At 68.8% G+C, this 22556-nt stretch carries 15 protein-coding genes; 3 read left to right on the top strand and 12 right to left on the bottom strand.

Annotation, left to right across the window (positions count from 1 at the left end; translation table 11 throughout):
• Positions 1 to 12: 12 nt before the first annotated feature.
• From IB227_RS16855 to IB227_RS16810, 10 genes are all read right to left on the bottom strand, one after another.
• Positions 13 to 1956: a peptidoglycan recognition family protein gene (locus IB227_RS16855; RefSeq protein WP_225591938.1), complete on the bottom strand. Its 1944-nt coding sequence runs from the start codon at positions 1954 to 1956 to the stop codon at positions 13 to 15.
• A 223-nt stretch (positions 1957 to 2179) separates the two neighbouring features.
• The gene (locus IB227_RS16850) at positions 2180 to 3913 is read right to left on the bottom strand and encodes a carboxypeptidase regulatory-like domain-containing protein (RefSeq protein ID WP_192288334.1); all 1734 of its coding nucleotides are present in this window, start codon (positions 3911 to 3913) and stop codon (positions 2180 to 2182) included.
• Positions 3910 to 6063: a hypothetical protein gene (locus IB227_RS16845; protein ID WP_192288333.1), complete on the bottom strand. Its 2154-nt coding sequence runs from the start codon at positions 6061 to 6063 to the stop codon at positions 3910 to 3912. Before IB227_RS16845 ends, IB227_RS16850 begins: the two co-directional genes overlap by 4 nt.
• Positions 6060 to 7211: a BatA domain-containing protein gene (locus IB227_RS16840; RefSeq protein ID WP_192288332.1), complete on the bottom strand. Its 1152-nt coding sequence runs from the start codon at positions 7209 to 7211 to the stop codon at positions 6060 to 6062. The genes IB227_RS16845 and IB227_RS16840 overlap by 4 nt, the downstream gene beginning before the upstream one ends.
• The gene (locus tag IB227_RS16835) at positions 7208 to 8107 is read right to left on the bottom strand and encodes a DUF58 domain-containing protein (RefSeq protein WP_192288331.1); all 900 of its coding nucleotides are present in this window, start codon (positions 8105 to 8107) and stop codon (positions 7208 to 7210) included. Before IB227_RS16835 ends, IB227_RS16840 begins: the two co-directional genes overlap by 4 nt.
• 13 nt (positions 8108 to 8120) lie before the next feature.
• Complete coding sequence (locus IB227_RS16830) at positions 8121 to 9110, bottom strand: MoxR family ATPase (protein WP_192288330.1); 990 nt, start codon at positions 9108 to 9110, stop codon at positions 8121 to 8123.
• A gap of 16 nt (positions 9111 to 9126) precedes the next feature.
• Positions 9127 to 9810: a DUF4159 domain-containing protein gene (locus IB227_RS16825; protein WP_225591952.1), complete on the bottom strand. Its 684-nt coding sequence runs from the start codon at positions 9808 to 9810 to the stop codon at positions 9127 to 9129.
• Between the two features lie 317 nt (positions 9811 to 10127).
• Positions 10128 to 11462, bottom strand: a complete 1335-nt coding sequence (locus IB227_RS16820) for a TldD/PmbA family protein (protein ID WP_132862328.1) — start codon at positions 11460 to 11462, stop codon at positions 10128 to 10130.
• 22 nt (positions 11463 to 11484) lie between these two features.
• Positions 11485 to 13119 (bottom strand): TldD/PmbA family protein, encoded by a 1635-nt coding sequence (locus IB227_RS16815; RefSeq protein WP_192288328.1) that lies wholly within the window; start codon positions 13117 to 13119, stop codon positions 11485 to 11487.
• A gap of 245 nt (positions 13120 to 13364) precedes the next feature.
• The gene (locus tag IB227_RS16810) at positions 13365 to 14273 is read right to left on the bottom strand and encodes a LysR family transcriptional regulator (protein ID WP_192288327.1); all 909 of its coding nucleotides are present in this window, start codon (positions 14271 to 14273) and stop codon (positions 13365 to 13367) included.
• Positions 14274 to 14380: 107 nt separating this feature from the next.
• Here IB227_RS16810 and IB227_RS16805 point away from each other — a divergent pair, with 107 nt between their 5' ends.
• Positions 14381 to 15154: an SDR family oxidoreductase gene (locus IB227_RS16805; protein WP_192288326.1), complete on the top strand. Its 774-nt coding sequence runs from the start codon at positions 14381 to 14383 to the stop codon at positions 15152 to 15154.
• A 148-nt stretch (positions 15155 to 15302) separates the two neighbouring features.
• Here the strand turns inward: IB227_RS16805 and IB227_RS16800 are convergent, their stop codons facing one another.
• Positions 15303 to 16931, bottom strand: a complete 1629-nt coding sequence (locus IB227_RS16800; protein WP_192288325.1) for a TldD/PmbA family protein — start codon at positions 16929 to 16931, stop codon at positions 15303 to 15305.
• A gap of 153 nt (positions 16932 to 17084) precedes the next feature.
• Between IB227_RS16800 and IB227_RS16795 the strand changes: the two genes are divergently transcribed.
• Together IB227_RS16795 and IB227_RS16790 are read left to right on the top strand one after the other, a co-directional pair.
• Positions 17085 to 17711, top strand: coding sequence for a DUF938 domain-containing protein (locus tag IB227_RS16795; RefSeq protein WP_192288324.1), 627 nt, complete (start codon positions 17085 to 17087; stop codon positions 17709 to 17711).
• A 43-nt stretch (positions 17712 to 17754) separates the two neighbouring features.
• Positions 17755 to 19653 (top strand): peptidase M61, encoded by a 1899-nt coding sequence (locus IB227_RS16790; RefSeq protein WP_318639557.1) that lies wholly within the window; start codon positions 17755 to 17757, stop codon positions 19651 to 19653.
• 641 nt (positions 19654 to 20294) lie between these two features.
• Here the strand turns inward: IB227_RS16790 and IB227_RS16785 are convergent.
• Entirely contained in the window at positions 20295 to 22544 is a 2250-nt protein-coding gene (locus tag IB227_RS16785) for a TonB-dependent receptor (protein ID WP_192288323.1), read from the bottom strand.
• Positions 22545 to 22556: the final 12 nt, after the last annotated feature.

The raw sequence follows: 22556 nt of genomic DNA, 5'->3' as shown, positions 1-22556 counted from the left end.
TGCTGCCGCAGGTCAGTTCTTGATCTGCACGTCGTCGATGTAGACGTTGATGTCATACGCGGTGTTGGCGTGGTACAGCCAGATCGCATCGAGCTTGACGCTGGAGGCGGTGATCGCACCGTTGCCGTCGACCCAGGCGTTCCATTGCGCCGCATCGGTCAGCGGCCATGACACGTAGGTCCAGGTATTGGCGGCGATGGCCTTGCTGGTCGATCGCTCGGTGCCATCGCTGTCGTCGATGCCCACGCCCACGCTCACGCCGCTGCCACCGGTCCACACCCAGAAGCCGACCACGCCGTTGCTGCGCGCCAGCGCGGTGTTGTTGGCCGGCGTGCCTGCGCCGGACAGCAGGCGCACCGCCCACGAAGCGGTGCTGGCGGTGTTGTCCTTCAGCAGCACGCGCAGCGAACAGCTGCCGTTCTTCTGCGTGGTGCAGTCGCGGGTGGCGGTGGAAGCGGTGCTGATGCCGGTGGTGCTGCCGGAATAGCTGGGACTGGTGTCGAAATGCCCCACGCTGCTCTCGAAGCGGTCCAGGTAAGTGACCGCGCCGGTGCCGCCGCCGCTGCCCGGGTTGATCAGCGCGTAGTACTTGGACCAGTTCCAGTTGATGCCCGGGTCGGTGTGGGTCTGCCCGCTGTAGTGCTGGTGGCCCTTGATCTTGACGCTGGTGGCGAGCACGTTGATGCCGCTGCTGGACGGGCCGCTGTAGGCGCTGGCGCAGCTGATCGCGCTGTACTTGGCGCAGAAGTTGCGTACCAGCGCCGCCGAGGCCTCGTACATGGCGTTGGTGTACCAGGAGCTGTTGTCGACGTAACCCTCGTGCTCGATGCCCAGCGTGTAGCTGTTCTGGCTGCCCACGTGCCAGGCGGTGTGCGCGTCGCGCACCATCTGCGTGACCTGGCCATCGGAGGAACGGATCACGTAGTGCGCGCTGACCTGGGCGCTGGCGTTCTTGAACCACGAGATGGTACCGGCGTAGCTGCCCTGGGTGGTGTGCACGGTGACCGCGCTGATCGCGGCCGCGCGCGAGGCGGCGTAGTTGGAACTGGACGCGGCGCTCCAGATCGCAGGGCCATAGTCGGTGCTCTGGATGGTCGCGTCGATGCCGGCCGTGGCCCGTGCATCGGCGCGCGCGGTGTTGGCCTGCAGGGTCTCGCTGACCGGGTCGATGTGGTAGGCGCCGGTGTCCACGCGGTCGCCGCTGACATCCAGGCGCACCATCGGGGCCCGCAGGGTGACCAGCTGCGGCGCGTCGAAGGCATCCTCCCAGGCGATGGGCCGTTCCGGCACCACGATGCCGCGGTCGTTGACGCCGCGGTCCTGCGCCAGCAGCACGTCATAGGCGAAGCTGGTGCGCGCGTAGGTGTCGATGTTGCCGCCGCTGCGCGCGGCCTGAGCGCCGGCCGGGGCGAAGCCGGCATAGCGCATCAGCGCGGGGCGGATGGCCTCGGGCGTGGCGTTGGTCCGCGCATCGGCATCGGGGATGTCCTGGCGGATCTGCGCATCCAGCAGCGCGGCGGCGGCCAGGATGTTGGTGGCCACGTCGGTGCGCACCGCGTCGCTGCTGACGCCGAGCAACCGTGCGCCTTCACCGACCTGGTCTTCGAAACCCTGGCCGGCGTACAGGCCCATCACGCCCCAGGAGGCGGGCATGCGCAGGTGGTTGGCGTCCTGTGCCTGCCGCGGCTGCAGGTTGGACCAGCGGCTCTGCACGAAGGCCATCGCCTCCAGCGTGCCGGACGGGATGGACGGATAGCGGCGGTAGGCCTGCTGGAAGTAGCGGCGGAACATCGCGCGCTGCGGTGCCAGCACGGCTTCTTCCATCTTCAACTGCATGTCCAGCGCCTGGCTGGAATCGGCCTGCGCTGCCTTGAGCGAGGTTTGGGCGAGCGCGGGTGCGGCCACGATACTGGTGATGACGGCAGACAGCAGCACGGCGGTATGACGGTGCATCATCGATAGGACCCCTTCAGTTGGAACCCCCTGCCGCTGTGGTTCTACCGGATCGCGGCCGCCCGTGGGTGAAGAGCGTGCCGGTATGTGACGCGCCTCACCCGCGGTGCGGGCACGGTGCAGAGCGGCCTTGGCCGCGAAACCACGAAGGCTTCCGGTCACCTGATGCCCGCTTCGGGAAAACCAGGCGACGTGTCGCGGCAGGATGCGGTATCGGCTTCGCGGCTCAGGCCGCTGCCACGACGGGCTTGCGGCGCTCCAGCCACCACAGCAATGCGGCGACCAGCACGAATGCCAACAGCCATGGCCAGCGTGGGCCGGGAACGCGGACGGTGGCCTGCGCGGTGCCGGCGGTGCCACGCAGCGCCAGCGTTGCATCCCGCTGTTGCGTTGCGTGCAGTGCCCTGGCCTGCTGCGGTTCCAGCAGCAGCATCGTCGCCTGCGCCGAACCGGCGGCAAGGGTGTGCCAACCGGCCTGCGTCGGCCACCAGCCGCTGCAGTTGCCTGCCTGTGGATCGGCCAGCAGGGCGCTGCGCGCGCCGTCCGGGGCAATGGCCTGTGCGTCGGTCGGCAGGCCACACAGCACGTTGCGCTCGCCGGCCCAGCCCCAGCCGGCAAGCTCGGGCGACGGCGTGGTCGGGAGCGGGCGCGCCAGCGTTGCCAGCACCTGGTTCCACAGCGCGGCGTGCTGCGGCGCGTGGCCGGCCAGCACCAGGCTGTAGCTGTCGCTGACCGGCAACACGCCAACCCGGCCCAGCCCCAGTGCACGCCACTGGCCGACCGCGTTGCCTTCGGCATCGCGCAGCAGCGGCACCGCGTCGTCTCCCACGACATCCAGCGTGAAACGCTCCAGCGCGAACGGCTCCGCGCTGCCATCGCCCGCCGCGCCATCAATGAACTTCAGCGGACGCAGTTCCTGGCCGCCGCGGGTATCGAGCCCCCATTCGCGCAGGGCCCGCCGCGCGCCGGCATCCAGGGGCCCGCCCATGCGCACCAGCACGCCGAGGCCGGCCCGCATCGCCGCGTTGACGCCACTGCGTTGCAGCGGGGACAGCGCGGCCAGCCGGCGTTCGTCCAGCACCAGCAGGTCGATCTTGGCCAGGCTGGCCGCATCCAGAGCGGCCGGGGCATCGCCCAACTGCACGCCACCGCCGACCAGGATGCTGGTCTGCTGGGACGCGCCGGTGTCGGCGGCCCAGCGTTGCAGGTACTTCAGCTCGGGCCCCGGAGCTCCGGCCAGCAGCCGCAGCGACGGCGGCGGCACCGCGCGCACCCGTACCGGCACCGGCAGCTGGTCCCGTACCTTGCCGTCGGCATCAAGCAGGCGCAGCGCGAAACTGACATCACCGGGCTCGCGCGCGCTGGCCACCAGGCGCACGCGGCCATCGCTGCCCGGCGTGGTGATGGCGACGCGGTGGCCGGCCGGATCGAGCAGTTCGACCCGGACATCACGCAGGCCATGCACGCGGCTGCCCACCGCGAAGCGGGCTCCCGGTGCCAGCAGTGGCGGTGCGCGCAGTTCGACCAGTCCGGTCGGCGCGGGGTTGGCGAGGAACCGCAGCGCCGGCGGCAACGGCGCGTCGCGGTCGCGCGCGGTCAATCCTTCACCGACGATCACCAGCTCGCGCGTGCCCGGATGCTGGCGCATGGCGGTGGCCAGGTCCGGCACCGCGGCCACGCGCGACATCGCCGGTGCCTCGGGCAGGCGCAGATGGGTAGTGGCGGGAATGGCGAGCACATCGGCCTCCCGCGCCCCGGCGGTGGCGATGACCAGGGTGTCGGCGCGCACGCTGCGCGGCGGGGGCGACAAGGCCAGGCACAGCAGCACCGCCGCCACGGCCTGCAACAGCAGCAATGCGGACAGGCGTGCCGGCGCCGGGCGTGGCCGCTGGCACAGGCGGATGCTGGCCAGCAGTACCGCCAGTGCGACGATGGCCCATGGCAGCCAGGTGCTCGTCATCGTGTCTCCCGTGGCGCGGCCAATGCATCCAGGTAGCGGCGCCCGCCGGCATCGGCGGCGTCGCGGCGCGCGGGCGGGCCGGGCGGGCGCTGCAGGGCCGGCCACAGCTGCGCGCGCAGGCGCTGGCGGCATGCCTGGCAATCCGGTTGCTGGCGGACATCGTCGATGGCGGCGAGCACGTCGAGCGGGTCCGGCACGGCCTGCGGATGTGCATCCAGCCAACGCGACAGCGCGTCCAGGTCGACCGCGCCATCGGCCTGCGCCAATGCCTGCCACGCATCGCTGACGAAACGCTCCGGTGGCGGCCGCGTGGACGGTTGCAGGGCGCGATTGCCCAGGCCCTCGCGCTTGCCGGTCATGCGCCGGGCCAGGTCGATCGGCGGCAACGCGCTGCCCACGCGCGCCAGGTAGATGCGCTCGGCCTGCTGCACCTGCTTGATGAAGCCCAGTGCCTTGTACGCGTAGGGCAATGCCAGGTCCGGATGCCCCTGGCGCAGGTGGCCCTCGGACTGCCACATCTGGTCGAGCGCGGCCTTGAGGATGGCGCGCGTCTGCGGATCCAGCAGCGTGGCGGCCTCGGCGTGGTCGTGGGTGTGCCCGTATTCGGACAACACGTCGGTGGCGCTGCCGAACACCGGCGTGCCGTCGGTGCCGCTGCTGCCGTGGTCATGGCCGTCCTCGTGGGCATGCGTGTCGGCGTGCTCGGCAGGGTCACCGGCCGTGGCGGCGTCGCCGGTGGGCAGGTCGCCGGTCGGCGGCGGCTTGGCCCCGCCTTCGGCTTCCTCGCCGAGGAACTGGCCATAGCGCAGGCGCAGGATGCGCTGGTCCACGCCGATCGCGTCGGAGCGCCTGGTGAAGGTTTCCGCGTCCAGCTGGCCGCGCTGCTTCTGCAGGGCCTCGGCGTCGATGATGATCTGCCGCTGGCTGCGGAAGTACGCCGGCATCACCTTCTTGATCGCACCTTCCAGCGCACTGGCCTGCATGTCCTGTTCGCTGGGAAGGCGCAGGATCAGGCTGGCACTGCGCGCCTGCTGCGGTTGCGGGTCGCGGTTGTCGCGCACGGTCAGGCGCGCGACCACTTCGTCACCGGGGCCGACGCCCAGCGCGGCGAGGTCGGCGGTGTAGGCGAAGCGGCGCGTGGTCGCTGGACCACTACCGTTCACCGTTACACGCTGGTGTTGGAAGGCGATGTTCTCGCCGCTGCCCTTGGCGGTGGTGAGCTCCAGCGTGGCGCTGGCGGTGACGCCGAAATCGTCGCTGGCCTCGAAGCGCAGCGGCCATTGCCGCTGCCCGGCGGTGGCCTGGTTGAGGGTCTGTGCCGGCTCCAGCACCTTGACCTGCGGCGGGTGGTCCGGCACCACGTCCAGGCGGTAGGCGCGGCTGGCGGTGGCCAGCGCCGGCGCGGTGACGATGCGGTACAGGCCCGCGCGCTGCAGCGTCTGCCCGGCCTGCCAGCGCTCGCCGTCGCGCTGCAACGGCAACCGTCGCCCATCGTGGAACTGCAGCCATGCCTGCCGCGGCTGCGGTTGGAACTGCAGCTGCCAGTGCAGGCGACTGCCCTGCACGGCACGTGCGTCGAGTTTCTCGCCGCCGGTCGTGGGCTGGCCGGTGTAGGCCGGTGGGGTCACGCGCAGTTGCGCGGCACGCAGCACCGGTGCCTGCGCGGCCGGGGATGCCGCGTTGCCGGTGGTGTCATTGGCGGCGGTTGGCCGCTCGCCACCGCGTGGCCATGCCAGGGCGATGGCCGCGACCAGCAACGCCACCGCGACACAGGCCAGCAGGCGCAATCCCGGCCACGGCTGGCGCAGGTCGGGCGGGTCCGCCTGCAGGCGCTGGCCGATGCGCTGGCGCTGCCGCTGCTGCAGGGGATTCAATGTCGCCGGCGTGGCGAACAGCAGGTCGGCGCTGTCCTCAAAACGCGGATGCTCGTTGAGCCGGGCAATCAGCCAGCGTGCATCACGCCGGCGCGCGCGCCACATCGCCACGCCGGCGACGGCGAGCAGGGCCAGGGTGAGGACCACCGACGCCACATCGATGTCGTACAGGCGCCAGCCCAGCACCGCGAGCGCCGCGGCGATCGGCAGCCCGCCAAGCAGGGTGATGGCCTGCACCCGGCGTCGCGCGCGTTGCAACAGCGCAGGCCGTTTCATGCCTGCCCCCGGCGACGCCGTGCGCTGGCCAGCCAGCGTTCGAGCAGGAACAGCAGGGCGGCCGTGAGCACCAGCCACGGCGCGAGCTCACGTGCGGGCTGCGGATATGCAGGGGCACCGCTGTCCGGGCGCAGGCTGGTGGCATCGGCACGGCCAGGTGCCGGCGGCGGCTGCAGCCGTGCCTGCAATTGCGAGGGGAAGCGCGCATCCAGCAACGCCGGCATCGATGCCGCGGCCAGGTTGGCATTCCAGCGCAACCAGCGCGGTGGCTGGTTGACCTGCTCGAGCAGCAGGTTGCCGGCGTCGTCATGCCATAGCGGGGTGTGCTGCGCCTGCGGCGGCACCGGGGTGCGCGCGTCGACCAGCAAGGTGCCGCCGTTCCCGGCCCAGGCCAGCAGCCCGGCGGGCACAGGCTTGGAAGACAGCCAGACGCGCACCGCGTCACCCTCGGTGAAGGCCTGGTCGTCGCCGGCGCTGTCCAGCACGGCCTCCGCATGCCAGGCCTGGTTCACGGCGCGCAGGTAGCGCAGCTGCAACGCGCCCTCGGCATCGTGGCGGACCTGCAACCGCGGTGGCTTGTGCGTCGCTGAGGCCGTGCCCGCAGGGGGCACGTCGACCTGCAGCCAACGTACCGTGCGCGACAGGCGTGGGCGCTGTGCGTCCCACCCCTGGCTGACCGACGGCACGATCACGGTCAGGGGTACGTCCGGCGGCAATGACGCATCGAGCTCACGCAGCAGGCTGGCCACGGGTTGCCGCGCATCGGGCATGGGCGCGTCCTGCCCGATGCGTGGAAACCCCGGTGCCAGCCACTGCCATTGCGACGGCGTGGTCCCGGCGATGGCACGCGCCTGTGCCGGAGTCACGCCGGGCAGCACGGCGATGCGTGGCTCGGTGTCGCGCAGGCCGTCCAGCGCCGGGCGCGCCAGCAACAATGCCAGTGCCGCCAGCAACAGCAGGCGCACCAGCAACAGCGGCCATTCGTCGAAGCGGATGCGGTGGCGCGGGCGCGGCTTGGCCGACAACCAGCGCAGCGCAGCGAAATCGATCAACTGTTGCTGGTCGCGCCGGGCCAGATGAATCAGCAGCGGCAACAGCAGCGCGGCCAATGCCGCCAGGCCGGCCGGGAACAGCCACAGCAGGCTCACGCCGCGCCTCCGCGCCGGCCAAACAGGCGCTGCAGCGGTGCATCGATGGGCGCATCGAGGAAGGCGGTGTCGTGACGGATGCCAGCGGCCTGCAGGCGCGCATCCAGCGTGCGGCGGGCCTCGGCGAAGCGGGCCAGGTAGTCGGCGCGCACGCGGCTGCCATCGCTGAGCAGTTCCTGCGCGGTTTCCGGGTCGCGGAAGCGGTGTCCGTCGCGGAATGGGAAGTCGCGCTCCTCCACGGTGAGCAACTGCAGGTGCACCACGTCGCGACCGGCCTTGGCCAGGTGTTCGGCCAGTTCAATCGCCGCCTCGTCGAAGCCGTCGCCGATCATCACCACCAGATCATGCGCGCCGATGCGTTCCCAGACCGGCTTCAGCTGCTCGGCGCCGGGCCATTGCCCGCGTGCGTGCAGGCCATGCAGTTGCAGGTGCAGCCGGTCGCGCTGGCGCAGGCCGATACCGGCCGGCAGCAACTGCAGGCCGTCGCCGTTGATGGCGATCAACCCGAACGCGTCGCCCTGCTGCAGGGCGAGTTCGACCACGCAGCCGGCCAGGGCCTTGGCGGCGTGCAGGCGCGTCCAGTCGCGGCGGGCCTGGTCGGCCTGTTGCATCGAGGCGGTGGCATCGAGGACCAGCCATACGGTGAGCGGGCTTTCGCGTTCGGACTCGCGCACGAAGAAGCGGTCCGAGCGGGCGTACAGCTTCCAGTCGATCTGGCGCAGTTCATCGCCCGGTTCGTAGGCCCGGTACTGCGCGAACTCCAGCCCGGCGCCGCGGCTGCGGCTGGCATGCATGCCGATGCCACGGCTGCCGCTGGCGCGCTGCGGGACCAGCCGCAACGCACGCAGGCGGCTGCGCACATCGGCGGGAATCAACGGTGGGGCAGGGGACACCATGGCGGGATCGGCATCAAGCCGGGAACGGCACCGTGCGCAGCAATGCGGTGATCACGTCATCGGCACTCTTCTGCTCGGCCTCGGCGGCGAAGGACAGCAGCAGGCGGTGGCGCATCACCGGCGCGGCCAGGGCCTGCACGTCCTCGCGGGTGGCGGCGAAGCGACCATGCAGCAGGGCGCGTGCTTTCGACGCCAGCACCAGCGACTGGCCGGCGCGCGGGCCGGCGCCCCACTTGATCCAGTTGTTGACCTCGGTCGGCGCGCCGTCGCCGGGACGGCTGGCGCGGACCAGGCGGGTGATCCAGGTCAGCAGGTCGGGGCTGACGTGCACGTCGCGCACGGCGGCCTGCAGTGCCTTGACCGCCTCGGCATCCATCACCTTCGGCACCGTGCCGCTGTGGCTGCCAGTGGTTTGGGCCAGGATGTCGCGCTCCTCGGCCTCATCGGGGTAGTCCACGCGCACGTGCAGCAGGAAGCGGTCCAGCTGCGCTTCCGGCAGCGGGTAGGTGCCGGCCTGCTCGATCGGGTTCTGCGTGGCCAGCACGAAGAACGGCGAGGGCAGCGTGTAGGTGGTGCCGGCATAGCTGACGGTGCGCTCCTGCATGGCTTCGAGCAGGGCGGCCTGGGTCTTGGGCGGGGTGCGGTTGAGCTCGTCGGCCAGCAGCAGGTTGGTGAAGATCGGGCCCTGCTGGAAGCGGAACGCGCGCTTGCCGGTGCCGTGGTCCTCCTCCAGCAGCTCGGTGCCGAGGATGTCGCTGGGCATCAGGTCGGGCGTGAACTGCACGCGCCGGAACTGCAGTTCCAGCGCCTGCCCGAGCGAGCGCACCAGCAGCGTCTTGCCCAGGCCCGGTGCGCCTTCGAGCAGGCAGTGGCCGCCGGCGAGCAGGCCGATCAGCAGTTGCTCGACCACCGCCTGCTGGCCGACCACGGCCTGCGCCAACGCGCCGCGCAGTTCGCCCAGGCGGGGCAGCAGGGAATCGAGGTCGGGGGAAGTGGCAGTCATGCGGTCACCAGTGGGGTCAGTGCGTCAGTGCGTACATCACGATGTTCACGCCGAACTTGGTGTTGTCTTCGGCCAGGAAGCGTTTGTTGCGCCAGTCGTAGTCCCATTCGCAGCCGTAGTCCTTGTTGCTGTAGAGCACGCCCAGCCGGCCATCGATCTCGATGCCCTTGAGGTAGTCGTGCACCAGGTCATCGCCCCAGCCGTTGAGTTCGAAGCCGGTGGCCGGCGGACCTTCGGGGAACTTGAAGAAGCTGTTGTAGACGGCGTGGTTGTTCGGCAGCTTCTTCAATGCGGTGGTGCCGAAGATACCGCGCATCTGCGCCTCGAACGAGGTGGCGAACAGGCCGTCGATGTCATGGTTGCAGTCATCGACGAAGACGAAGCCGCCGTTGCGCACGTAGCGCTCGAAGTTGCGGCGTTCGTCGGGGTTGAACTCGACCAGCTTGTGCCCGGCCAGGTAGCAGAACGGCGCGCGCAGCATCTTCGGGTCGGACAGCGCCACGACATGTTCGTTGGGGTCCACGCGCAGCGTGGTGTAGTCCACCAGCGAGGTGAGCAGGTTGGACGGCATGCGCGCGTCCACGTCCCAGTCGCCGGAGTCGTACTTCAGGCGGGTGAACCAGAAGTCGTAGCGGCCGGCCTGCGCCTTGGCCCGTCCCGGCAATGCGGCCGCAACCGCACCGCCAAGCAGCAGCTGCAGGAATTGCGCTCGCGTTAGACGGGACTGGAGCAAAGGCCAAGAATCTCAGGAAACCAGGAGCCCCTCTCCCGCAGGCGGGGTGAGAGGGGATGTTTGCGAACCATTGGTTCGCGGCCCGTCGAACGCCCTTGCGCCAGCGCAAGGGCCGGGGCGCGGAGCGGGGGTTGGGGTGAGGGCAGGCTTCTGGAGAGCAAACGTCAGAAGCGCCCCTCATCCGCCCTTCGGGCACCTTCTCCCGCATGCGGGAGAAGGGATGGAGCAACAGCGGAAGGCTGGAGGCAGCCGCTCAAATCAAAAGCTAAAAGAAGCCGCCTCCGTCACACCGCATCCGACAACGAGGTGAACGTGAAATCACGCAGCTTCATCGGCGGGATCATCATCACGAAGCTGGACTCGTCACCGGCCACGCGCACCGGCTTGCCCAGCTCGTCAATGTTGTTGAGCATGATCACCGGCGACTCGTTGAAGCGGAAGTTCTTCACCGGGTGCTTGATCTGGCCGTTCTCGATGTAGAACGTGCCGTCGCGGGTCAGCCCGGTCAGCAGCACGGTCTGCGGGTCGACCATGCGGATGTACCAGGTGCGGGTGACCAGGATGCCCTTCTCGGTGCCGCGCACCAGCTCGGCGATGGACTTGCTGCCGCCGCTCATCAGCAGGTTGCCCGGCTGCGCGTTGGCGGTCTTGCCCTGCTTCTGCGCCCAGTAGCGCGAATAGCTGAGGTTGGCGACCTTGCCGTTCTCGATGATGGCCATGCGCTCGCGCGGCATGCCTTCACCGTCCCACGGCAGCACCGGTGCATCGGGATGCCACGGGTCGGCGAACAGGTTCACCTGCGGGTCGTAGACCTGCTCGCCCAGCTTGTTTCCGCCGCCTTTCCTGGACAGGAAGCTGCGGCCTTCGTCGGCCGAGCGGGCGCTGAAGAAATTCATCATGAAGCTGATCAGGCCCGCGGCGGCGGCCGGCTCCAGGATCACCGTGTACTTGCCCGGCTCCAGCGCCTTGGCCTCGGCCGATTCGGTGGCCTTGCGCTTGGCGATCTCGATGTCCTGGTCGGCCCTGAAGTCCGATGCGTCCTTCAGGTTGCGGCCCACCCAGCCCGAACCGCGGCCGTCCTCGGTGCGCACGGTGCAGGTGTAGTTGAAGTTGGTGCTCTTCTGGTAGCCGAAGTTGCCGTTGCTGTTGGCGATGGCGACGAAGCCGTTGCCGTCCTCCAGGAAGCCGGCGGCGACCAGGCCATGGCCGCGGCACGGGGCGATCGAGTCGGCCGCCACCTTGGCGCGGAACTCCGGGTCGATCGCGGCGGTGGACGCGCTGAAGGTCGGGCTGGCGGTGTACTGCTGCTTGCCGATGGCCGGCACGAACTCGGGGTTTTCCGGTGCCAGCTTCGCAAGGTCCTCGGCGCGGCGGACCACGCGCTCCAGCGAGGCGTCATCGAACTCGTTGATCGAGGCGGTGCCCACGCGCTTGCCGAAGGCCACCTGCACGGCCAGTTCGGCATTGCTGACGATGCCGCTGGTGGAGACGTTGTTCAGCGCGAAACGGATGTTGCCATCGACCGAGCCGGCCAGCGTGGCGGTGCATTCATCGGCCTTGGACAGCGCGATGACCTTGTCCAGGATGGCCTTGGCTTCCTGTTCGGTGAAGATGCTCATGGTTCTCGAAGCTCCTTGACGATCAGCCGAGGCTGCGCGCGGTATTGATGACGTTGATGCCGTCGAAACGGGCGGTGGACGAGCCATGCGACACCGCCGAGACCTGGCCCGGCTGGCCCTTGCCGTCGAAGAACGAGCCGCCCAGGCGGTAGTCGCGCTCGTCGGCCACGGCGCTGCAGGCGTTCCAGAATTCCGGCGTGCGGATCTGGTAGGCCACGTCCTCCAGCATGCGGGTGATCTGCCCGTTCTTGATCTCGTAGAACAGCTGCCCGCCGAACTGCGCGTTGTAACGCTGCTGGTCGATGGAGAACGAGCCGTCGCCGATGATGTAGATGCCGTTCTCCACGTCCTTGACCAGGTCGGCCACCGACAGCGGGGTCTTGCCCGGTGCCATCGACACGTTGGCCATGCGCTGGAACTGCACGCTGGACCACGAGTCGGCATAGCAGCAGCCATCGGACTCGGTCTTGCCCAGGATGTGGGCCTGGTCGCGGATGGTCTGGTAGTCGACCAGCTTGCCGTCGGTGATCAGCGGCCAGCGCTTGGTCTTCACGCCCTCGTCGTCGTAGGCCACCGCGCCGAGCGAGCCGGGCTGGGTCTTGTCGGCGAAGATGTTGACCTTGTCGCTGCCGTACTGGAAATGCTGCTCGCGCTTGTCCAGCGTGGCGAAGCTGGTGCCGGCATAGTTGGCCTCGTAGCCGAGCACGCGGTCCAGCTCCAGCGGATGGCCGACCGATTCGTGGATGGTCAGCCAGGTGTGCGAGGGGTCCAGCACCAGGTCGTACTTGCCCGGCTTCACCGACGGCGCCTTGAGCTTCTCCTGCGCGTCCTTGGCCGCGGCGATGGCGTCCTCGCGCATGTCGTAGGACTGGCCGTACACGGTCACGCCGTTGGGCAGCACGGTCTTGCCGGAGGCGTCGCCGTCCAGGTATTCGAAGCCCAGGCCCATCGGCGAGGACAGGCCGTCGCGGGTGCGGAACTTGCCGCTGGCCTTGTCGATGGCAGTGACCGTCATCGGCGCCCAGATGCGATGCACGTCCTGGTCGATGTAGGAGCCATCGGTGGAGGCGAAATACTTCTGCTCGTTGACCAGGAACAGCATCGAGTTGACGAAGCTGGCACCGGCGGCGGTCGCGGCGGCATTGACGCCCAGCAGCAGGTCGGCCTTGTCCTTGATCGGCACTTCCATCGCGTTCTTCCTGATCGGCGTGCGCCAGCTGACCTCGCCGTAGCCCGGTGCCTTGGCGAACTGCACCGGCGAGGTCTGCACCCTGGCGTTGGCCTTGGCGATGGCGGCGGCCTGCTGCGCGGCCTTGACCACGCCGGCCGGGCTCAGGTCGTTGGTGGCGGCGAAGCCCCAGGCGCCATTCACGATCACGCGGATGCCGGTGCCGGTGGATTCGGTGTTCACCACGTTCTGGACCTTGTCCTCGCGGGTGATCACGAACTGGCGCAGGTAGCGGCCGATGCGCACGTCGCAATAGGTGGCGCCGGCGGCGCGCGCGGCGTTCAGTGCGTCATCGGCCAGGCGTTTCTTGACGACGGGGTCGAGCACGGTGAGCAGCTGCTCGGCGGCGATTGCCTTGCCGAAGAACGATGGCACCATCAGGCCACCGGCGGTGAGCCCGGTCAGGGCGAGGAAGTCACGTCTTTGCAAGGCTGCTCTCCGGAGGCGCGGCCCGCGATGCGGGCAATGGGCAACGAACGACGATGGCTTCGCGATGCTCTGCGAACCCTCCCGATTCTTGCGGGCGCGCGATGACAGCGGTAGTGACTTTAGGCATGGATGATGTGCCGGTGGTGCGGTTCGGAGCGCACGGCATCCCCTTCGCAACGCGTCCCTTGCCTGCGGCAAAGGGAGGGAGCGGTTCAGGAGTGAACGGGAGGGCTGGCGTTGATGCGCTACCCGCGGCCCCCGACCACGTCGCCCATCACCCCCTGCAGCCATTCCACGAACACCCGCAGCCGCTGCGAGGGATGCCGCCGATGCGGGAACAGCAGGTGCATCGGCATCGGGTCGGCGCGGTGGTCCGGCATCACCTCCACCAGGCGTCCATCGACCAGCTCATCGCGCACGTCATAGGCGGGGATCTGGATCAGCCCCATCCCGGCGATGCAGCAGGCGATGTAGGCCTCGGCGCTGTTGACGGTGACGCGTCCGCGCAGCGGCAGGGTGTGCAACGCCCCGTGTTCGCGCCACTCCCAGGGTTCGACCCGGCCGCTGCCGGGCGAGGCGTACAACACGCCCCAATGCTGCTCCAGCCGGCGTGGATGAACAGGCACGCCGTGCGTGGCCAGGTAGCCGGCACTGGCCACGTTGAGCAGCGGCAGCTGGCCCAGGCTGCGCGCCACCAGGCGCGAGTCCTGCAGCGGGCCGACCCGCAACGCGCAATCCACGCCGTCCTCGACCAGGTCGATGCTGCGGTCGGTGATGCCCAGTTCCACGTCGATCTGCGGATGCGCCTGCAGGAACGCCGGCAGCGCCGGTGCCACGATCAGGCGCCCGATGCGGCCGGGCACATCGACCTTCAGCCGCCCGCTGAGCGCCTGCGGCGCCTGCCGGAACAACTGCTCGGCCTCGTCCGTGTCGGCGATCAGCTGCTGGCAGCGGGCATGGAACAGCAGCCCGTCCTGGGTGGGCGTGACCTGGCGGGTGGTGCGGTGGAGCAGGCGCGTGCCCAGCCGCTGTTCCAGCGTGCGCACCGCCTCGGAGACGGTGGAGCGCGGCAGGTTCAGCTGGTCGGCGGCGCGGGTGAAGCCGGCACAGTCGACCACGCGGACGAAGATGCGGTACAGCTCGATGCGGTCCATGGGCGGATTGTCCGGAAAGGCCGACAAGTGAAGTCAGAATGGCGGGCTTTATCCGGAATTCCAAGCCGATAGCCTCTGTGGGCATCCACCCGCACAGGAGTTGCCCCATGACCGACCATCGCATCCACGGCAAGACCGTCCTCATCGCCGGCGGCGCCAAGAACCTGGGCGGTCTGCTCGCCCGTGACCTCGCCGCCCAGGGCGCGGCCGGCATCGCCCTCCATTACAACGGCGACGCCGCCCGTGCCGAGGCCGAGGCCACCGCCGAGGCGGTGCGCGCCGCCGGCGCCGACGCACACCTGTTCCAGGCCGACCTGACCCACGCCGCGGCGGTGGAGCAGCTGTTCGCCGATGCCCGGCAGGCATTGGGCCGCATCGACATCGCGGTCAACACGGTGGGCAAGGTGCTGAAGAAGCCGATGACCCAGATCAGCGAGGCCGAGTTCGACCAGATGGACGCGGTCAACAACAAGGCGGCGTTCTTCTTCCTGAAGGAAGCCGGCCGCCACCTGGCCGACAACGGCAAGGTGTGCACGCTGGTGACCTCGCTGCTGGGGGCGTTCACCCCGTTCTACTCCAGCTATGCCGGCACCAAGGCGCCGGTGGAGCACTACACCCGTGCGGCGGCCAAGGAGTTCGGCGAGCGCGGCATCTCGGTGACCGCGATCGGCCCGGGGCCGATGGACACGCCGTTCTTCTACCCGGCCGAAGGTGCCGACGCGGTGGCGTACCACAAGACTGCCGCGGCGCTGTCGCCGTTCTCGCGCACCGGCCTGACCGACATCCAGGACATCGTGCCGTGGGTGCGCTTCCTGGTGTCCGAGGGCTGGTGGATGACCGGGCAGACGATCCTGGTCAATGGTGGGTATACGACGCGCTGACAGCGTCGCCCCTCATCCGCCCCGTTGGGGGCACCTTCTCCCGCTTGCGGGAGAAGGAAGCGGTTTGCTGCAGTGTGCGGTGCTTCCCTCCCTTCTCCCGCAAGCGGGAGAAGGTGCCCGCAGGGCGGATGAGGGCAGCGTTTCGCGCTTACCCCAACGACCGCGCGGTATTGATGATGCTCACCCCGTCAAAGCGCGTCGTCGCCGAACCGTGCGACACCGCCGACACCTGGCCCGGTTGGCCCTTGCCGTCGAAGAACGAACCGCCCAGGCGGAAGTCGCGCTCGTCGCAGATCGCGCTGCAGGCATTCCAGAACTCCGGCGTGCGGATCTGGTACGCCGCATCCTCGACCAACCCGGTGATCTCGCCGTTCCTGATCTGGTAGCAGAGCTGGCCGCCGAACTGCGCGTTGTAGCGCTGCTGGTCGATCGAATACGAACCACGGCCGTGGATGTAGATGCCGTTCTCCACGTCCTTGACCATCTGCGCCGGCGTCAGCGGTGTCTTGCCCGGGGCCAGCGACACGTTGGCCATGCGCTGGAACTGCACGCTCTTCCACGAATCGGCGTAGCTGCAGCCATGCGAGGCGTTCTCGCCGAGGATGTGCACCTCGTCGCGGGTGGCCTGGTAGTTGACCAGGATGCCGTCCTTGACCAGGTCCCAGCGCCGGGTCTTCACGCCCTCATCGTCGTACCCCACCGCGCCCAGGCTGTACGGCTCGGTCTTGTCGGCGGTGAAGTTGACGATCTCGCTGCCCCAGCGATAGCCGCTCTCGCGCTTGTCCAGCGTGGCGAAGCTGGTGCCGGCGTAGTTGGCTTCGTAGCCGAGCACGCGGTCCAGCTCCAGCGGGTGGCCGACGTTCTCGTGGATGGTCAGGAACAGGTTGGACGGGTCCAGCACCAGGTCGTACTTGCCCGGCTTCACCGACGGCGCGGTGAGCTTGGCGCGCGCCTGCTTCGCGGCGGCGATGGCGTCCTCGACCGGGTCATAGGAATGCCCGTAGCCCACCACGCCACCGGGCAGTGCGTGCTTGTCGGCGGCGTTGCCGTCGAGGAACTCCCAGCCCATGCCGGCCGGCGCCGACAGCCCGGCGCGGGTGCGGAACTTGCCGCTGGCCTTGTCGATGGCGGTGGCGGTGAACGGCAGCCAGATGCGGTGCACGTCCTGGTCGATCCACGAGCCATCGCTGGAGGCGAAGTACTTCTGTTCGTTGACCAGGAACAGCTGCGAGTTGATGAAGTCGGCGCCGGCGTTGATCGCCGCGGCGTTGATCGACAGCAGCAGCTCCACCTTGTCCTTGACCGGCACCGCCATCGCGTTGCTGCGGATCGGCGTCTTCCATTGCACCTCGCCGACGCCGGGAGTGGGCGCCAGCTGCACCGGCTTGGTCTGGATCTTCGCGTTGGCCTTGGCAATGGCCACGGCCTGGGCCACGGCGGCAGCAATGCCCTGCGGGTTGGTCTGGTTGCTGGCGGCAAAGCCCCAGGCGCCATCGACGATCACGCGGATGCCAACGCCGGCCGATTCGCTGTTGGTGACGTTCTGCACCTTGTCTTCGCGGGTGACGATGGCCTGGTTGAGGTAACGACCGATGCGCACGTCGCAGTAGCTGGCACCGCCGCGCCTGGCCAATGCCAGCACGGTGTCGGCCAATGCCTTCTTCTTCGCCACGTCCGACGGCGTGAGCAGCTCCTCGGCGGCGATCAGGCGGGCATTGGGCAGCATCATCCCGGCCAGGCCGAGACCGGAGAGGGTGAGGAACTGACGGCGTTGCATGGGGGGCGGGGCTCCGGAGCAGGCGATGCACGCATCGCGCAAGACCGTTGAATCTCGGCGCCAGCCCACGCCGGGCACAAGTGACCATGGTCATGCGTGGGCCGAAAGTGGCATTGCGGCACAATCACGGTGGTCTTTCCCGGTAGCGCCGCCATGCCCGACAAACCCTATGCCGAATCCTGCGAGCGCAACCGCGCGCCCATCCTGGCCGAGCTGCAGCGACACCTCGGCGGCGCCCGGCGCGTGCTGGAGATCGGCAGCGGCACCGGCCAGCACGCGGTGCATTTCGCCGCGGCGCTGCCCTGGCTGAGCTGGCAGGCCAGTGATCACCGCGACCACCTGCCGGGCATCAGGCAATGGCTGGACGAGGCGGCGCTGCCCAATACACCGTCGCCCATCGCGCTGCAGGCAGTCACCGAGCCCGTCGCCGGCCTGCAGCCGGTGCCCACCGCCGGTGGCCGCTTCGATGCGGTGTTCACCGCCAACACCCTGCACATCATGAGCTGGGCGCACGTGCAGGCCTTGTTCGCCGGCCTGCCGGCGGTGCTGTCCACCGATGGCCTGCTGCTGGTGTACGGGCCATTCAACTACGGCGGTGCGTTCACCAGCGACAGCAACCGTGCCTTCGATGGCTGGTTGAAGGCACGCGATGCCGCCTCCGGCATCCGTGACTTCGAGGCGGTCGACGCGCTGGCGCGCGCGCAGCGGCTGGTGCTGCAGGCCGACGTGGCGATGCCGGCCAACAACCGCTTGCTGGTCTGGCAGCGCCAACCCGGTTGAGGACCGGCTAGGATGCGGGAACTTCTCGGGAGGGCAGGGCGTGGTGAAACACGGTCGTAGGTGGTTGTTGGCGGTGGCCCTGGGCGTGACGCCCTGGTGGGTGCAGGCACAGCAGGGGGATGCACGGCAGGCGGCCCTGCAGGTGCAGGCCAGCTATCCCGGCGTGATCGAGCTGGAGGTGGACGCCAGCGACGTCGACCGCCGCATCCAGCGCGTGCGCGAGCGCATCCCGGTGGCCCCCGGCCCGCTCAGGCTGTGGTATCCGCAATGGATCCCCGGCAACCACGCACCGACCGGCCCGATCAACCAGATCGGCGGCCTGGTCATCCGTGGCAACGGCCAGCCGCTGCAGTGGCTGCGCGATCCCGGCGACATGTATGCCTTCACGCTGCAGGTGCCCGAAGGCGTCAACGTGCTCGACATCGAGTTCCAGTACCTCTCGCCCACGGCCTCGGACCAGGGGCGCGTGGCGATGACGCCGAACCTGCTCGACCTGCAATGGCATCGCGTGGTGCTGTACCCGGCCGGCGTCGATGCGCGTGGCATCCAGGTCAAGCCGTCATTGCGCCTGCCCGACGGCTGGCAGAGCGGCACCGCACTGGACGTGGAGCGTCGCGAGGGCGGCACCGAGCACTACCAGCCGGTGCCGTTGATGACGCTGATCGATTCACCGGTGTTCGCCGGCCGCCACTTCAAGCGCTTCGCGCTGGATGAGGCCGCCAGGCAGCCGGTGTGGCTGGACGTGGTCGCAGAGAACCCGCAGGCACTGCAGGCCGATGCCAAGGTGCTGGACGCGCACCGCGCGCTGGTGCGCGAGGCCGACGCGGTGTTCGGCGCGCGGCCCTACACGCGCTACAACTTCCTGCTGGCGGTGTCGGACGTGTTCAGCGGCATCGGCCTGGAGCACGCGCAGTCCAGCGAGAACGGCATGCACGATGGCTACCTGCGCGGCGAGCGGCCGTTCATGGACAATGACCTGCTGCCGCACGAGTACGCGCATGCGTGGGTGGGCAAGGCTTGGCGCCCGCGCCCGACCTGGGTACCGCATTACAACGGGCCGATGCACAACGACGAGCTGTGGATGTACGAAGGCCAGACCCAGTACTGGGCGGTGGTACTGGCCGCCCGCTCTGGGTTGTGGAAGCCGGACTACGCGATGGCGATGCTGGCCCAGTTGCAGGCCAACTACGCTACCCAGCCGGGCCGGCAATGGCGCGACCTGCACGACACCGTGCACCAGGGCATCCTCGACTTCAATTCCAAGCCGCAGGCCTGGGCCGACTGGCAGCGTGCCTTCGAGTTCTACAACGAAAGCACGTTGTTGTGGCTGGGCGTGGACGCGCGCCTGCGCGCGCTGTCCAGGGGCAAGGTGACGCTGGATGACTTCGCCCGGCGCTTCCATCAGGGCGGCACGCAGGGCGAGATCCGCCTGTACGACCGTGCCGACGTGATGCAGGCATTGGAAGCGGTACAGCCCGGTGATTGGAATGCCTTCATCGGCACGCGCCTGGATGCGCGTGACGGCAGCGCTCCGGATGGCTTGAAGGCCGCCGGTTGGGAGCTGTACTACAGCGATGCGCCAAACCTGGTGGTGGCCGATGGCGAAGCCGACGGCGTGACCGACCTGCAGTACGCGTTGGGCCTGAAGGTGGGCAGCGATGGCGTGCTGCAGTTCGTCGGTTGGGAGAGCCCGGCGTTCAAGGCGGGGTTGGCCAAGGACGTGACGTTGGTGGCGGTCAATGGCCTGGCGTACAGTGGCGGGCGTCTGAAGCAGGCGGTGATCGATGCGAAGGAAGGGACGCCGATCGAGCTGATCGTGCGCCAGGCCGACAGCTTCCGCACCGTGCGCATCGACTACCGCGATGGGCTGCGTTACCCGCACCTGCGCCGTGTCGAGGGCAGCCCGGATCTGTTGACGAAGATCCTGGCACCGCGCCGATAAGGGCAGCGGAGCCTGACCAGTGCGCGACAACCTCCCTTCTCCCATGCCATGGGAGAAGGTGCCCCAAAGGGGCGGATGAGGGCGCTTCTGCTTTGTTCGCGGAGAGCCTGCCCTCACCCCAACCCCTCTCCCGCACGCGGGAGAGGGGCTTGAGCAAAGCGAAGCCCCGCCAGCGCACGCCATGCTCGAAAACCTCCCTTCTCCCATGCATGGGAGAAGGTGCACCGAAGGGGCGAATGAGGGCGCTTCTGCTTTGTTCGCGGAGGGCCTGCCCTCACCCCAACCCCTCTCCCGCACGCGGGAGAGGGGCTTGAGCAAAGCGAAGCCCCACCAGCACACGGCATGCCCGGGAACCTCCCTTCTCCCATGCATGGGAGAAGGTGCCCCGAAGGGGCGGATGAGGGCGCTTCTGCTTTTTTCGCGGAGAGCCTGCCCTCACCCCAACCCCTCTCCCGCACGCGGGAGAGGGGCTTGAGCAAAGCGAAGCCCCGCCAGCACACGCCATGCCTGGGAACCTCCCTTCTCCCATGCATGGGAGAAGGTGCCCCAAAGGGGCGGATGAGGGCGCTTCTGCCTTGCTCGCGCAACGCCTGCCCTCACCCCAACCCCTCCCGCAAGGAGAGGGGCTTCAAACAGGACCCTCAATACTCCCAGCGGTACCCGATCCCGAACGTCCGCCCCTGCGCGGCCACGCTGGAAATCTGGCCATAGGTCGCCGCTGCCTGCTGCCCGTACACGGTCTTGTAGTCGCGGTCGGCCAGGTTGTAGATGCCGGCACTGAAGCGGCCCACGCCCAGCGGAATCTCCGCCAGCAGGTCGAACACCGCATAGCCGCTGATCTTCGCCGACGGCGTGGCACGGATGGTCGGGCTGAACGCCGTCACCTGCGCGTCGCGCCAGGCATGGTCGGTGCCACCCACCGCCTGCCCCTGCAGGCGCAGCAGGCTGTCGGTGGCGAAGCGCCACTGCCCGTACAGGCCGGCCTTCAGCGGCGACACGCGGAACGCGTTGAGCTCGCGCCACTGGCCGTTGGCATCCTTGTACTGGCCGCGCGTGCTGGCCACGCTCGCGCCGAACTCCCACTGCTCGTTGGGCAGGTAGCGCAGGTTGGCCTCCACGCCCCACACGCGCTCGTCGGTGTCGGCGACCGACACGCTGTAGTCGCGGTTGAACTGCACGGTCTTGTCGGAGTTGTTGTAGAACGCGGTCACGCCACCCTGCAGTACCGCGTCATCGCTGCGGCGCCAGCCCAGCTCGTAGTTGTTGACCTTGATCGGGCCGATGTTGCGGCTGTCGATCACGAAGCTGGCCGGCACGTCGCGCAGCATGCGCTGCGTATCGGGCAGGCTGAAGCCCTGCGAGAAATTGGCGAACAGCTGCTGGCCGTCGGCCACCTTGTAGACCACGCCGGCATTGAACAGCGTCTGCGAATGGCGGACGTTGCCGCCTTCCAGCAGCTTCGGCACATAGGTCGGGTTGGCGGTGGCGGCGATGGCCTCGGTGTAGGGCAGTGAATCGGCGACGCGATTGTGCAGGATCTGGTGGCGCACGCCGGCCTGCACGGTCACGCGTTCGGTCAGCGGGTAGTCGCCTTGCAGGAACAGGCCGGTGGTATCCACGCGTACGTCCGGGCCCATCGCATAGCGCTGGGTCGGAACATAGTTCAGGCCGTTGCTGGCGATGAAGGCAGTGATGTCATAGGTCTGGCCGAGCTGGCTGTCCTTCTCGCGCTCATGATCCACACCGTAGGAAAGCTGCAACGCACGCCCATCCACGTCGAAAGCCTTGTGCAGCGCGCTGCGCACGCCCCACACGTCGATGTCGGTGTTGGACTGCATCGCCACATAGGCGAAGCCGCCCGGCAGCGCCGGGTGTACCGCGGCTGAAACCGACGGGAACCAGCGGCCCTTCTCGTTGCGGTAATAGGCTTCCACGCTCAGCTCATGGCCGCCGAGGATGTCGCGGTTGCGGTACTGGCTGTTGATGCCCTGGTGCCTGGTGCGCGGCTGGTCATCCAGCTGCAGGCCCTTCACCGCTAGGTGGCTGGGCGCATAGGCTGGGTTGAACAGCACGGCCAGGCGCGGGCCGTAGTCGGGGCCGTAGTCGCTGTCCTGCTGGTCGTCGTACCAGCGCAGGCCCACGCTCAACTGCTGCTTTTCGTCCGGGTTCCAATCCAGGCGACTGTTGAACTCCTTGGTCTCGGTGTCCTGGCGGTCGGTCTGTGCGATCTCCGGGCCGATGCGTCGGCCATCGGCATCCAGCGAGGCGCCCTGGCGCGCGTAGTTGATGCCGGCCGCGCCACTGAGCGTGCCGCTGCGGAAGGTCAGCGTCTGCGCCAGGTTCCAGGCCAGGTTGTCGCCATCCACGTCCGACGGGCTGCGCAGGCCGACCTGCGTGGCCAGCGCCAGCGGCTGCTCGCCCGGCTGCAGGGTGATGATGTTGATGATGCCGCCGCTGGCGCCAGCGCCGTACAGCGCAGTGGCGCCGGAAATCACCTCGATGCGCTCGATCATCGTCGGCGAGATGCTGTTGAGCTGGCGCGAGCCGTCACGGGCACCGGTCAGCGGCACGCCATCGATCATCACCTGCACGCTGCGGCCGCGCATGGTCGTGCCGTAGTTGCTGGTAGTGCCCGAGGCCGGGGCCAGCGACGGCACCAGCTGGCCGAGGATGTCGGCGGTACTACGGCCGGCGGCAATCTGCTGCGCAACCTGCGCGTGGTCGATGCGATACACGGTGCCGGCGATCTCGGCCACGCTGCGCGCGGCGCGGGTGGCGTTGACGCTGACCGTGTCCAGTTGCTGCACGGAAGTAGTGCTCTGCGCATACAGCTGGCTGCTGATGGCCAGGCTCAGCAAGGCGAGCGGAAGGGTTGCCGCATGATGCCGCATGGTGTCCTCGGG

This window comes from Stenotrophomonas sp. STM01 (assembly GCF_014852135.1).
GTDB lineage: Bacteria > Pseudomonadota > Gammaproteobacteria > Xanthomonadales > Xanthomonadaceae > Stenotrophomonas > Stenotrophomonas capsici.
Note: the sequence above shows the minus strand (reverse complement) of the source record. Positions and strands in the feature narration are given on the sequence as shown.